Raw genomic sequence first — 14,195 nt, forward strand, 5'->3', positions numbered from 1 at the left:
TAATTCCAACAAGAAATCCATATAGAGAGATTTTATTTTTTTTTGTATTTTTTAACTGTTTCTCTAATTTATTTATACAATTCAAAATTTAGTATATAGTTAAAAAAAAGTTAATCCCTCAATGCTTTAATTTCTCAGATACAATGGATGATTTAATTTATTTCTCACAAACTAATTACACTTATATCGTATAAAACATAAAATCCTATATAAATATATGGTTAGTAGACAAAAACCAAATTAACATATTGGTGAGTGTAGTAGATTAATTGATAAGCGCTAACAAAATTAGTTTTAACGATTCATTTAAATTTTGAAATAAGTGTTTTTCAGTTAGTCTTCGAGATTTTTTATAAATAAACTGATTTGGAGTAAGGCAGTAAAAAAGGCTTTGGGTAACTCCAAAGCCTTTTTCTATATTGTATATCATATTCTAATTCGCTACATCACTAATAAACTTAATACGATATAGACGTAATTCTTCATCATCATAGTCACCATCAAATTCTTCTATTGCTGTATCTATTTTATCATTTTCGGCTTCAATAAAATACTCATGAATCTCTTCTTGCTGGTCTTCATCAAGAATTTCATCTATCCAATACCCAATATTAAGTTTAGTACCGCTATAAACAATAGCTTCCATCTCTTTTATAAAAGCAGTCATATCCATCCCTTTTGCAGCAGCTATATCATCCAAAGGTAGTTTTCGATCTACATTTTGTATAATATATAGCTTTAGACCACTATTGGCTCCTGTACTTTTAACTACAAAATCATCGGGTCGCATAATATCATTTTCTTCTACATATTCTGCAATAAGAGCTACAAATGCAGGGCCATATTTCTTAGCCTTACCTTCACCTACTCCATGAACATTTGCCAGTTCTTCGACAGTAACAGGATATTTAAGAGCCATATCATCTATAGAAGGATCCTGAAATACTACAAATGGAGGAACTCCGAGTTTTTTGGATACTGTTTTTCTTAAATTACGTAGCATTCCAACTAACTTATCATCACTACCTCCCTTAGCTCCAGACTTTGCTGCAGTTATTATAGAATCATCGGTAGTTTGATTATATATATGATCCTCGGTCATCATAAAACTTATCGGGTTGTCGATAAAATTTTTCCCCTCTGCAGTAATCCTAATCACTCCATAAGTTTCGATATCTTTACGCAAATATCCTTTTACCAACACCTGGCGTGCAAGAGCCATCCAATATTTGTCATCTCTTGCTTTACCACTTCCAAAAAAATCTTGTTGATGTGTTCTATGAGAAATGATCAAGGCATTGCTTTTACCAATAAGTGTATTAACCAGGTCTTTAGATTTATATATCTCTCCTGTTTTACTAACGACTTCAAGCAGTAACTTTACTTCATCTTTGGCTTCGTGCTTCTTCTTTGGATTACGCACATTATCATCCATATCAGCTCCATCACCTTTTACATCATCAAACTCCTCACCAAAATAATGCAATATAAATTTACGTCTGGATATAGAAGTTTCTGCAAATGCCACTATTTCTTGTAACAAAGCGTGACCTATCTCTTGTTCGGCAACAGGTTTGCCGCTCATAAACTTTTCTAGTTTTTCTATATCTTTATATGCATAATATGCCAGGCAATGTCCTTCTCCCCCATCTCGACCGGCACGTCCTGTTTCTTGATAATAACTCTCTATACTTTTGGGCATATCATGATGGATCACAAAACGCACATCTGGTTTATCGATTCCCATTCCGAAAGCAATTGTAGCTACTACTACATCTACATCTTCCATCAAAAACATATCCTGATGTTTAGCTCTGGTCTTGGCATCTAATCCTGCATGATAAGGAACAGCCTTTACTCCATTAACCTCTAATGTCTGCGCCAACTCTTCTACTCTTTTTCTACTAAGACAATATATAATACCACTTTTACCACTATTTTGTTTTACAAAACGAGTAATGTCTGCATCTACATTTTTTGTTTTCGGACGTATTTCATAAAACAGATTAGGGCGATTAAATGATGCTTTAAACGTTTTAGCATCACTCATTCCTAAATTTTTAAGAATATCTTCCTGTACTTTTGGAGTTGCAGTTGCGGTGAGCCCTATAATAGGGATATCTTCTCCTATTCTTCTAATAATATTACGTAGATTTCTATATTCGGGTCTAAAATCATGCCCCCATTCACTAATACAATGCGCTTCATCTACAGCTAAAAAAGAAACCTCCTGAGATTTTAAAAAATCTACATATTCTTCTTTAGTAAGTGATTCTGGAGCAACATATAACAACTTGGTAACCCCGCTAATTATATCTTCTTTTACCCTTTTTACCTCGGATTTATTAAGAGACGAATTAAGCACATGGGCAATACCCTCTACCGAAGAAATACTGCGAATAGCATCCACTTGATTTTTCATTAATGCGATCAGGGGTGAAACCACAATAGCGGTCCCTTTACACATTAAAGCGGGCAGTTGATAACATAGGGATTTACCCCCGCCTGTAGGCATTATTACAAATGTATTTTGTTTTTCCAAAATACAATGTATTACCTTTTCCTGTAGTCCTCTAAATTGACTAAAGCCAAAATGTTTTTTTAAAGCACTTTGCAAGTCAGTTTCATTCAAACTCATTAAATCATTTAACTTTTATATACCAATTAAATAAAGATTCACTAACACTAAATCTATTTCCCCAAATACAGACTTAGTGGATGTTTCGTTTCTAATTTTAGCATGCCAAAGATAAACAAAGCATAAATTAATACGCTTTTTTTTATCACTATTTAAAATTAATAAGGTATTGTATACCTTTGCGTAAATTAAAGATAATAAAATCTTTATTTATAACACGAAAATTTTTTAAATTTTGAATACCCAAGACACTATAATCTCATATGCCAAAAAGACTGTTGCCGAGGAAGCTCGCGCAATTGCATACCTAGAAGAGCTCATTGATAAAGAATTTTCTGATGCCGTAGAAACCATACATAACTCAAAAGGTAGAGTTATTATCACTGGTATAGGCAAAAGTGCTATTATTGCCACCAAAATTGTTGCTACAATGAATTCTACAGGTACACCTGCAGTTTTTATGCATGCTGCCGATGCCATTCATGGTGATTTAGGAAATATTCTCGAAGATGATATCGTTATTTGTATTTCTAAAAGTGGAAATACTCCAGAAATAAAAGTTCTGGTTCCGTTGATTAAAAATTTTAAAAACCCTTTAATTGGTATTACAGCTAATAAGGAGTCTTTTTTAGGTCAGGAAGCTGATTACGTATTGCATGCTTATGTAGAAAAAGAAGCATGTCCTAATAACCTAGCTCCTACTACAAGTACTACTGCACAACTAGTTATAGGAGATGCACTGGCAGTTTGCTTATTACACCTACAAGGATTTTCTAGCAGGGATTTTGCCAAATATCATCCAGGGGGTGCATTGGGAAAAAAATTATACCTTCGAGTAAGTGATATCACATCTCAAAATGAAAAACCCGAAGTATCTCCAGAATCTAATATAAATAGTGTAATTGTTGAAATGACAGAAAAAAGACTAGGAGCCACAGCAGTTACAGAAAATGGAACTATCCTTGGCATTATAACAGATGGGGATTTGCGTAGAATGTTAACAAAAGGAGCTTCTTCTTTTGAAGGCTTGATCGCTAAAGATATTATGTCTCCTAATCCCAAACGTATTGATAATGATGCCATGGCAGTCGATGCTCTTGAGAAATTAGAGGAGAGCTCAATAACTCAATTATTAGCAGAAAAAGATGGTAAATATGTGGGACTGCTACACATTCATGATTTAATGAGAGAAGGTATTTTATAATGGCTGACAACACTACTCAAAAAAACCCTCAGTCTATGTCTTTTCTAGATCATCTAGAAGAGTTACGCTGGCATTTAATTAGAGCTACTGTTGCAGTACTCATTGCCGGAATCATAGCTTTTATATCAAAAGAATTTATCTTTGACGTCTTAATTTTTGGTCCAAAAAAACCAGATTTCCCTACCTATAATGGTCTCTGTAATTTATCAAAACTTTTAGGTTTAGATGAAAGCTTATGCTTTAAAGAATTACCTTTCAGTGTACAGAGCAGAAAAGTAGCCGGTCAGTTCTCTGTTCATATCTGGACCTCTATAACAGCAGGTTTTATTATAGCATTTCCTTATGTACTGTATGAATTCTGGAAATTCATTTCTCCAGCATTGTATGATAAAGAGAAAAAGAATTCTAAAGGATTCATTATTATCTGTTCCTGTCTATTTTTTCTGGGAGTACTTTTTGGATACTACGTGATCACACCATTATCTATTAATTTCTTAGGAGGATATCAAGTGAGTAAAGAGGTTCTTAACGAATTCGATATTGACAGCTATATAGCACTGATAAGGGCTTCAGTAATTGCTTGTGGACTAATATTCGAACTTCCTATTATTATGTTTTTCCTTACTAAGGTAGGATTGGTTACTCCAGAGTTCTTAAAAAAATATAGAAAATTTGCTTTAGTAATTGTATTAATATTATCTGCCGTAATCACACCACCCGATATTGCTAGTCAGGTTATTGTTGCTATTCCGGTTTTAATATTATATGAGGTAAGTATTTTTATATCTAAAACTGTTATAAAAAAAGAAAAGAAAAAATTACAAAAACAATCTAAATGAGTGATATAGTTGACGAATTCAACAGCTACAGAGAGAAAATGAATTCTCGTATTCTGGAGGATAATAATAAAATAATCAAGAGAATCTTTAATCTGGATACCAATGCCTACATGGAAGGTGCTCTAAATGTAAAAACCAAAGAATTATTAGGGCTAGTGGCATCTATTGTGTTGCGCTGTGACGACTGTGTACGCTATCATCTTGAAACCTGTCATAAAGAAGGGTTAACAAAAGAAGAAGTAGTTGAATCCCTTAGCATTGCTACACTAGTAGGAGGCACTATTGTTATTCCTCATTTGCGTCGTGCTTATGAGTTTTGGGACGCACTTGAAGCAAAAGCTTCATAAGTTTATAGTGGTTAAAAAGAATAGTGTAAATTTACGACCTTATTTTAGCAACACCCACTATATAAAGAAGTCATTCTGATATGAAGTTAAAAGCAGATAATCTTGTAAAATCATATAAAGGTAGAAAAGTAGTAAAAGGAATTTCTCTGGAAGTTAATCAAGGAGAAATTGTTGGACTTCTAGGGCCTAATGGTGCCGGTAAAACAACTTCGTTTTATATGATTGTTGGTTTAGTAAAACCTAACGGAGGGAAAATTACATTAGAAAACACAGATATAACCAAATATCCAATGTATAAACGTGCACAAAATGGTATTGGTTATTTGGCTCAGGAAGCTTCTGTATTTAGAAAATTAAGTATTGAAGATAATATATTAAGTGTACTTCAACTTACTAAACTTTCTAAGAAAGAGCAATTACATAAAATGGAAGCACTTATCGAAGAATTTGGTTTAGGACATATCCGTAAAAACCGTGGTGATTTGCTAAGTGGTGGTGAACGTCGTCGTACAGAGATAGCACGAGCACTGGCAACAGACCCTAATTTTATACTTTTGGATGAACCTTTTGCCGGGGTAGATCCAGTAGCCGTTGAAGATATACAACGTATCGTTGCTCAATTAAAAAATAAGAACATCGGTATTCTGATTACAGATCACAATGTACAGGAGACCCTTGCAATAACAGATAGAACGTATCTGATGTTTGAAGGAAGTATCCTAAAAGCAGGTATCCCCGAAGAATTGGCCGAGGATGAAATGGTACGTAAAGTATATCTGGGACAAAATTTTGAACTTAGAAAAAAGAAGTTAGACTTCAATTAAACTAACTTATTCTTTAAGAAAACCGACATCAAAATATAAAGTAGTATCACACATGGTATTGCTATGAATTTCAAGAGTACAATCAATATAACGGTAAGTATTATAAAAATATAACGAACTTTATTTTCTGCAAATCCCCAGCTTTTAAACTTTAAAGCAAATAGAGGAATCTCTGCATTGAGCAAATAACAACTTAGCAAGGTTAAACCAATCAAAAACCATTTATTAAGGATAATCTCTAAAACCCAAGGTTCTTGCTGAAACTTAAGTATTAATGGTAAACTAATAATTAATAATGTATTTGCTGGTGTTGGCAAACCAATAAATGAATTGGTTTGGCGAGTGTCTATATTAAATTTAGCCAATCGATATGCAGAAGCCAAAGTTATCAACAAGCCAAGCAAAGACATGTAAGACATATCAAAACTCGCTAAAACCTGTTCTGCATCCCAAGAACCGGGAGTTGCATAAAAGGGTTTCCCAAAAACTTGTGATAATAATTGGTACATCACAATACCAGGGGCAACCCCACTGGTAACCATATCTGCCAAAGAATCAAGCTGTAAACCCAGCTCACTCTTAACATCTAATACTCTAGCTGCAAAACCATCAAAAAAGTCAAATCCTATACCCAACATTACAAATAATGCCGTAAACTCTAGTTGCCCCAAAACAGCAAAAATAACAGCAATACATCCACAAAAAAGATTAAGAAGCGTTATGAAGTTTGGAATTTGTCTTTTAATAAGCATGAAGTTTGATTTTGTGCAAAAATAGTAAACTATTTTCTCTAATGAACACTTAAAAATATGCTTTTTAGCCCTAAAGAGTAATTCCCCGAGGCTCTGCCTCGGGGAATTCTATAGTAAATTTAAAATTTGGAATTATCACCAAGAACCATCTACCTATAGTACATGACATACATTTCCATAAATTATACACGAATCTGGTTCATCAATTGGTGGACAAATTGCATGATGGTAACAATTAACTGGTCTTCCTCCACTAATTTGCTTTTGTTGAGTTTTGGTTAAAACTGTACCCAAGTTCAAAATGTGATTTTTCATAATATAAGTTTTAAGATTATTTTTTACGACAAACATTTTAAGACACTCATCGTTTGTGTCTATTACCAAGTATATCTATTTCGGCATAGAACTTTACATATAAGAATTGTACTATTCTATTTTTGAAGATTGCATTCACCAGATATAAGATTTTCTGTATTAATTATTTTTTGTTCCGCTTTATCTAAACTTTTCTTAAGTTTAAATTTGATTTTTCACACTCCAGTAATTAAAGTGGACCTGGATTAAGTCCGCAATTTCCATTAATACACGCATATGCGTCTTCTGGTCCAAAAAAATTTGCTGCCTCCCAGCATTGAAATGCATTTTGACATCTACCGCCACTAATCTGTTTTTGTTGAGTTTTGGTTAAAATTTTACCCAAGTTTAAAATGTGATTTTTCATGATGTAAGTTTTAAGATTATTTTTTACGACAACCGTTTTAAGACACTCATCGTTTTCTATAAGTAAAGGAAAATGATTTGCCTAAACACAACAAAAATCGTTTTGTAAAGTGCCCAGACATCTACCTCCTGGAAAAGGAGCCCCCCAAGATGTCCCACTTGCCGAATATGAACATGAACCGTCAGAATATAATTCATATTCAGAGCTACAAGGACAAGGGTTAAAATCGCCTCCATTAATCTGTTTTTGTTGGGTTTTGGTTAAAATTTTACCCAAGTTTAAAATGTGATTTTTCATGATATAGGTTTTAAGATTAATTTTTACGACAACTGTTTTAAGACACTCATCGTTTGTGTCTATGCTTTTCGAAAAGAATATTATCTATAATACAAAAGCCATAAAAAACATTTTATACTTTCATATATAGAATGAAGTAGTAATAACGGGTTGTTTTCTTTCAAACTCATAATAAAAAAAGAGTAAATCCACTATTAACAACACTATACCAAAATGGATTTCAGCCTTTGGTTTATTCTGAATTAAGTTGAGGGGTTGGGGTAACACAACGAATATAACATATCTAATTGAAAAACAGTAATTTATATTCGATTTTGATTTTTTATTACGTATTTAGAAAAACTTTAGTAAGTTCTTGAAAAAAAGCTGAGTTGCTTTTTACTAAAAAGCAACTGCAGCCAAGTTATCAATAACCTACAGTAATATGAACTTAAAACAATGATTGTTTACTTTTAAACATATAAGTTGTAGAATTAATTTTACGTTCTACCTCCCTCCAGGATCATGCATACATACATCTGTACATATTGGTCCCATAAAAATATAGCATGGGTCTCCTAGTGTGCATAAATATGGGGCTATACCTCCATTAATTGATTTTTGTTCTGCTTTACTTAAAGCTTTTCCTAAATTCAAAATTGATTTTTTCATTTTAGAATGATTTAATTTTTAACAACATTTAAGGTAATTGATATCAGAAGCCGATGATCCATATTTACAAGTTGATTCGTTCCATCCTAATTCTTCGCAAGAGGCTTCCATACCTCCACCATTAATCGTTTTTTGTTTAGCTTTATTTATAACTTTTCCTAAATTTAAAATTGATTTTTTCATAATTTAAATATTCAATATTTACATTTGTGATGAACATTTTAAGACACTCACCATATGTGTCTATTCTTCGCGAGAGAATATGTTTACATTCAAAGCTCATTTTTGAGCTTTGTTTTTTTATACTACTACTTATATTTCTTTTACAGAAGTCATTGGTTGGTATGCTTTTTCTTCTAAATCTTCTATAAAGAAAATCAAATTTGACAGGTCATAATTTTTTGGATATGATTGCCCATTTACTAATATTTATAAGATAAAATTGATCGTGTTTTTACACATCAGATATATTGCTTCTCTAATTGAAACGTGTACTTTTCTTTTCCCTAACAATCACTCGATTGTATAAAAAAAGGTATTAGCAACGGAATCAAATATAGAACAAAGGCTAGTAGAGATACAAGGAAAATAGCTCTATATTCCTGAAAATGAGGTATAAATTTATAAATTTTGACTACTACTATATTTCACAAATACTAAACCACCAAAACATAAAAAACCTAAAAGAGATATCAGAAGAGCAACGCTATATTCCTTAAAATGAAATACAAATTTTAAGTAATAAACTTATAAATATCATATTGCGTGGAATTTTATCGAACCACCAGTTTAAACACTTAAAAGACTACCTATTGCTAAACGTCACAAAAAAGAAACATTCAATTATATTATTTGTAACTAAATAAGTTTAATTTCGTTATTAATAAGGAAGCTTTTTTTATGAGAAACATCATTCTGTCTATTATTTCGGGTCTCCTGCTTGCCATTAGCTGGCCAACTTATGGTTTTCCTTTATTTTTATTCTTTGGGTTTGTCCCTCTTTTGATTGCAGAATATAACATTCGAAAAAACAAATACAGCAAAAGTCAGGTTTTTGGTCTTGCTTTTCTTACTTTTTTCATTTGGAATATGATTACCACCTGGTGGATTTATAATTCTACTCCTTTTGGTATGTGGTTTGCAGAAATTGTAAATAGCCTAGTGATGACTTTGGTGTTTTTAATCTACCATATTGTTGCTAAAAGAACCACATTTACAATTAGTAGTATATTTCTCGTTTGTTTTTGGATGTCTTTTGAATATATGCATCTACAATGGGAGTTTTCCTGGCCCTGGCTTAATCTGGGTAATGGATTTTCGAGTTTTACCTCTTGGATACAATGGTATGAATATACAGGAACTTTTGGTGGTACACTTTGGATCTGGATCATCAATATTAGCGTTTTTAAAAGTGTACTACTTTTTACAGAACACAAAGATAAAACTATTCTATACAGATCTGCCATTCGCAATGGATTGATCATTCTAATTCCAATTATAGTATCATTTATTATTCTAAAAACTTATGAAGAAGAAGGAAGTGATATCGAAGTGGTTATTCTACAGCCAAACATAAATCCATATACCGAAAAATACAACACCACAGATAATCGAATAGGTAAATTATTAGACTCGTTAACGAATACCGTTGCTACTTCAAAAACAGATTTTATTATTGCCCCAGAAACTGTTTTTGCAGATAATAACAGACTTACTAAGTTCTCTAGTTCTATTGCTAAAAAAACTGCACATCGAATACTTAACCAATACCCTAACGCAAATGTATTATCAGGGATATCATTAATTGATGTATTTAATGATCCAAGTAAAATTCGCAGGCAAACGAATACTTATAAAGAAGGTATTTATTATGATGACTATAATTCTGCATTTTTTGTTCGCCCCGATGGTACTGGTGATTTATATCACAAAAGCAAACTCGTTGTTGGTGTAGAAAATTTCCCGTACCAAAGTGTCTTAAAACCTATTTTTGGAGATGCCATGATTGATCTTGGAGGAACGGTCGCTAAAAAAACTACCCAAGAAGATCGAGAAGTATTCTTCTCTAAAGATAGTATTGGAGTAGGAACTTTAATCTGTTATGAGAGTATATATGGAGAATTTGCTACAGGGTATATTAGAAATAAGGCAAACTTTCTGGCAATTATTACCAATGATGCCTGGTGGGGCAATACTCAAGGACATAGACAACATCTATCTTATGCTAGACTAAGAGCCATCGAAACCCGAAGAAGCATTGCACGAAGCGCTAATACAGGAATTTCTGCTATTATTAACCAAACAGGAGATATCGTAGCAAAATTAGATTATGAAAAACAAGGAGCACTAAAAGGAACTCTTATCGCAAATAACAAGACCACATTTTATGTAAAAGCAGGGAATTACCTGGCTAGAGTTTCTATATTTCTTTCGATTTTTATATTCCTTTTTTCTGTGACCCGACGGAAAAGAAAAATGACAACCTGAAAATCAATACCTAAATATAATATAATACTTCTGTACTTTATAACTATGTTAGTACACATCTTTGTACCTTTGCAGCTTTATAAAAAATTGTGAATTACGTATCAGTAGAAAATATAGCTAAAGGATTTGGAGAACGTATCCTTTTTAAAAACATTTCTTTTGGAATCAACGAAGGGCAGAAAATTGGTTTTGTTGCCAAAAACGGAACTGGAAAAACCTCTCTCCTTGATATTGTTGCCGGTGATGAAGAGCCAGACGAAGGGCAAGTTGTATACCGCAAAAATCTAAAAGTAGCCTTTTTACCTCAGGAACCTAATCTGGATCCTACTCTTACTATTGAACAAACTATTTTTGCTTCAGACAATGATATTCTTCAAGTGATTAACACTTATGAAAAAGCATTGTTAAATCCTGATGATGTAGAGGGCTATCAGCTAGCATTTGAAAAAATGGATGCTATTAATGCCTGGGATTTTGAAACGCAGTATAAACAAATACTTTTTAAACTTAAACTAGACGACCTCAACAAAAAAGTAAGTGAATTATCTGGTGGGCAAAAGAAACGATTAGCTCTGGCAAATATATTATTAAGCAAGCCCAATCTATTATATCTCGATGAGCCTACCAACCATCTGGATTTAGAAATGATAGAATGGCTAGAAGAGTATTTCGCCAAAGAGAATTTTACGCTATTCATGGTAACTCATGATCGTTATTTTCTAGAAAATGTATGTAATGAGATTATAGAATTAGAAAATGGTCAACTCTATAGCTACAAAGGTAATTATGCATATTACCTGGCAAATAAAGAAGCTAGAGTTGTAAATGAGCAAATTACAACAGATAAAGCCAAGCAACTTTACAAAAAAGAATTAGACTGGATGCGTCGTCAACCAAAGGCACGTACTACCAAATCCAAATCTAGAATTGATGATTTCTTTGAAATCAAAGAACGTGCTCACAAACGTCGTAATGATCATGAAGTTCAACTCGAGATTAATATGGAGCGCATGGGGAGTAAGGTTCTCGAGCTTCATAAAGTCTCTAAACGTTTTGATAAACTTATCTTGTTAGACCAATTTGAATATGTTTTCAAAAAAGGAGAACGTATTGGTGTCATTGGTAAAAATGGAACAGGTAAATCTACTTTTCTAAACATGATTACAGGTTCGATCACTCCTGATCATGGGAAAATTGTGATAGGCGACACTATAAAATTTGGATATTATACACAAAGCGGTATAACAATCAAAGAAGGGCAAAAAGTTATCGAGGTAATTCGAGAATTTGGAGATTACATTCCTTTAAAAAAAGGACGACAAATTTCTGCACAACAATTGCTCGAACGTTTTTTGTTTGACCGCAAAAAACAATATGATTTTGTAGAAAAATTAAGTGGAGGTGAACGTAAAAGGTTATACCTATGTACCGTTTTAATTCAAAATCCTAATTTTTTGATTCTCGATGAACCAACCAATGATTTAGATATTGTAACACTTAATGTACTCGAAAATTTCTTGTTAGATTTCCCTGGATGTTTGATTGTAGTATCCCATGATCGTTATTTTATGGATAAGATCGTAGATCATTTATTCGTGTTTAGAGGCAATGGTGTTATTCAGGATTTTCCCGGTAATTATACCGATTATCGTATTTATGAAGACAGTAAAGAAGTCGAGGTAAAAACATCGGATATTACTGCAGATACAAAAGCCAAAAACACCTGGAAAAAGGATAATAAAGTTGCTCTTTCTTATAATGAGCAAAAAGAATTTAGTAAAATTGAACGAGAGCTTAAAAAATTAGAGCTGCAAAAGAAAGAAATCGAAAGTCTTTTTGCCGAAGGTAACCTAGATGAAGAAAAAATAAATACTGAATCTCAAAAACTCCAGAAAATCATTCAGCAGATTGAAGAAAACGAAATGCGGTGGTTTGAGCTTTCTGAAAAAATGGAAGAATGACATGATTAATAGTGTCGGATTTTTGATTTAGACTAAAAAATGTACTTCAAAATAAAAGCATACCTCAGATTTCTTTTTAAATCTACCAATCAACATGGTGTGCATTCACCTTTTGTATATAATTTGATCACCAGATGTTTTTATAACACAGAAAAACGAAAAGCATACCTATCTATAAAATCAGTATATAAAAAAGCAGATAAAAAAATTCCTGTTAGATATCGCACTGCTAAACTTCTAAATCGTATAGTCCCATATTTTGATCTTAAAAACGTTCTTATTTTGACAGATTTGGGTTTTATATCAGAGGTTTTATCAATAGAGAATTTGGTTTCGATTGATCATGTTATACAATCCAAGAAAGATTACGACATGATTTATCTCGATATAAACCAGTTACAATGTCAATTAAATACAGAATTATTACTATCTAAGGTTCATAACGACAGTGTTATCATACTCAATTCTATATATGAATCTGAAGCTAATGTCATTTTATGGGAAATAATAAAAAAACACCCGAAAATCACCGTAACTATTGATACTTTTCATCTTGGTTTTGTGTTTATCAGGAATGAACAAGCAAAAGAACACTTTATAATCAGAGCATAAAAAAACATAAACTAAATCACATGAGTTTTACAACTCACACAAAATTTTAAAAAAGTAATTATTGTATCATAAATATCATTATACATTATCTAAACATTCTTGAAAATATCGTTCTTCGTTTATGATATTGTAAATCTTTTGGATCATAGGGTTTTGTCTCTCCAGACAAACAAATTTCCTCAACAAACTCATCATAGCTCATTCTTTTTTCTTCTAGAAATCCAATTAGGTATTTTTCTGCAGTATCTACACCACTAGCCTCTTCAATAGCCAAAAGTTTCTTATAAAGATTATCAATTTTTTCAATTGTCTTTCTAGGCGGAGCCTTTCTTCTCGCAAAGAAAGAAGTGATCTGTCCATCATCATCTAGTTTTACATCAAAATCTGTAATTACCCAATAATACCTACCGTCTTTTGCCAGATTCTTAACCAAGGCATGTATATTTTTCTTTGCCAGCAAATGTTCCCACAACCACTTAAAAATAACTTTAGGCATATCGGGGTGACGAATCACATTATGAGGTTGACCTATTAATTCTTGTTCTTCATATCCACAAACTTGCATAAAATAATCATTCGCATATTCTATTATTCCTTTAGGATCAGTTTTACTCATGATTGTTTCTTTAGGATCTAAGACAATCTCTACATTGATGGGTTCGGGGCGTTTTAGTGCTTTCATATTTATTATTGTTAGTTAAATTCCGAGGCAAAATTAACCGTAACATGAAATGCAAAAAATGACAAAAATCATAGTATTATTAAGAGGGTTAGAGGGATTTATTTTTTAACTTACTTTTAACCACCAGCCCATACTATAGCAATACATAGAGTTGATAAAAGAACATTTTACAATTAGAGT

The 14,195-nt window shown here is 32.4% G+C and carries 15 protein-coding genes; 7 read left to right on the top strand and 8 right to left on the bottom strand.

Annotated elements, in window-relative coordinates; genetic code table 11:
* Positions 1–433: 433 nt before the first annotated feature.
* Positions 434–2,638, bottom strand: coding sequence for a RecQ family ATP-dependent DNA helicase (locus tag Z054_RS0104110; protein ID WP_024768826.1), 2,205 nt, complete (start codon positions 2,636–2,638; stop codon positions 434–436).
* Positions 2,639–2,873: 235 nt separating this feature from the next.
* On the opposite strand from Z054_RS0104110, the gene Z054_RS0104115 reads away from it, so the two are divergent.
* The 4 genes from Z054_RS0104115 (at position 2,874) to lptB (ending at position 5,852) form a co-directional block, all read left to right on the top strand.
* Complete coding sequence (locus tag Z054_RS0104115) at positions 2,874–3,842, top strand: KpsF/GutQ family sugar-phosphate isomerase (protein ID WP_024768827.1); 969 nt, start codon at positions 2,874–2,876, stop codon at positions 3,840–3,842.
* 35 nt (positions 3,843–3,877) lie between these two features.
* The gene (gene tatC, locus Z054_RS0104120; RefSeq protein ID WP_394331053.1) at positions 3,878–4,681 is read left to right on the top strand and encodes a twin-arginine translocase subunit TatC; all 804 of its coding nucleotides are present in this window, start codon (positions 3,878–3,880) and stop codon (positions 4,679–4,681) included.
* Positions 4,678–5,028, top strand: a complete 351-nt coding sequence (locus Z054_RS0104125) for a carboxymuconolactone decarboxylase family protein (protein WP_024768829.1) — start codon at positions 4,678–4,680, stop codon at positions 5,026–5,028. Before tatC ends, Z054_RS0104125 begins: the two co-directional genes overlap by 4 nt.
* Positions 5,029–5,108: 80 nt before the next feature.
* On the top strand, positions 5,109–5,852 hold the full coding sequence (lptB, locus tag Z054_RS0104130) for an LPS export ABC transporter ATP-binding protein (RefSeq protein ID WP_024768830.1): 744 nt from the start codon (positions 5,109–5,111) through the stop codon (positions 5,850–5,852).
* Here lptB and Z054_RS0104135 read toward each other — a convergent pair.
* From Z054_RS0104135 to Z054_RS31560, 6 genes are all read right to left on the bottom strand, one after another.
* Entirely contained in the window at positions 5,849–6,604 is a 756-nt protein-coding gene (locus Z054_RS0104135; protein WP_024768831.1) for a CDP-alcohol phosphatidyltransferase family protein, read from the bottom strand. The genes lptB and Z054_RS0104135 overlap by 4 nt on opposite strands.
* Before the next feature lie 153 nt (positions 6,605–6,757).
* Positions 6,758–6,919, bottom strand: coding sequence for a hypothetical protein (locus Z054_RS31545; RefSeq protein ID WP_159025746.1), 162 nt, complete (start codon positions 6,917–6,919; stop codon positions 6,758–6,760).
* Between the two features lie 229 nt (positions 6,920–7,148).
* The gene (locus tag Z054_RS31550; RefSeq protein ID WP_158237218.1) at positions 7,149–7,325 is read right to left on the bottom strand and encodes a hypothetical protein; all 177 of its coding nucleotides are present in this window, start codon (positions 7,323–7,325) and stop codon (positions 7,149–7,151) included.
* Positions 7,326–7,406: 81 nt separating this feature from the next.
* Positions 7,407–7,622: a hypothetical protein gene (locus Z054_RS0104145; RefSeq protein WP_024768832.1), complete on the bottom strand. Its 216-nt coding sequence runs from the start codon at positions 7,620–7,622 to the stop codon at positions 7,407–7,409.
* Between the two features lie 486 nt (positions 7,623–8,108).
* Complete coding sequence (locus Z054_RS31555; protein WP_159025748.1) at positions 8,109–8,273, bottom strand: hypothetical protein; 165 nt, start codon at positions 8,271–8,273, stop codon at positions 8,109–8,111.
* A gap of 18 nt (positions 8,274–8,291) precedes the next feature.
* Positions 8,292–8,456 carry a hypothetical protein gene (locus Z054_RS31560; RefSeq protein WP_159025749.1) on the bottom strand — a complete coding sequence of 55 codons (165 nt, stop codon included), beginning with the start codon at positions 8,454–8,456 and terminating at the stop codon, positions 8,292–8,294.
* 717 nt (positions 8,457–9,173) lie between these two features.
* Here Z054_RS31560 and lnt point away from each other — a divergent pair.
* The 3 genes from lnt to Z054_RS0104170 all read left to right on the top strand — a co-directional run bounded on the left by lnt (position 9,174) and on the right by Z054_RS0104170 (position 13,333).
* Positions 9,174–10,760 carry an apolipoprotein N-acyltransferase gene (gene lnt, locus Z054_RS0104160; protein ID WP_024768833.1) on the top strand — a complete coding sequence of 529 codons (1,587 nt, stop codon included), beginning with the start codon at positions 9,174–9,176 and terminating at the stop codon, positions 10,758–10,760.
* 89 nt (positions 10,761–10,849) lie between these two features.
* On the top strand, positions 10,850–12,721 hold the full coding sequence (locus Z054_RS0104165; RefSeq protein ID WP_024768834.1) for an ABC-F family ATP-binding cassette domain-containing protein: 1,872 nt from the start codon (positions 10,850–10,852) through the stop codon (positions 12,719–12,721).
* 39 nt (positions 12,722–12,760) lie between these two features.
* Positions 12,761–13,333, top strand: coding sequence for a hypothetical protein (locus tag Z054_RS0104170; RefSeq protein ID WP_024768835.1), 573 nt, complete (start codon positions 12,761–12,763; stop codon positions 13,331–13,333).
* An 85-nt stretch (positions 13,334–13,418) separates the two neighbouring features.
* Here Z054_RS0104170 and Z054_RS0104175 read toward each other — a convergent pair whose 3' ends face one another.
* Positions 13,419–14,015, bottom strand: coding sequence for a PAS domain-containing protein (locus Z054_RS0104175; RefSeq protein WP_051473665.1), 597 nt, complete (start codon positions 14,013–14,015; stop codon positions 13,419–13,421).
* Between the last annotated feature and the right edge of the window lie 180 nt (positions 14,016–14,195).

The organism is Aquimarina macrocephali JAMB N27 (assembly GCF_000520995.1).
In the GTDB taxonomy this organism is placed as follows: domain Bacteria; phylum Bacteroidota; class Bacteroidia; order Flavobacteriales; family Flavobacteriaceae; genus Aquimarina; species Aquimarina macrocephali.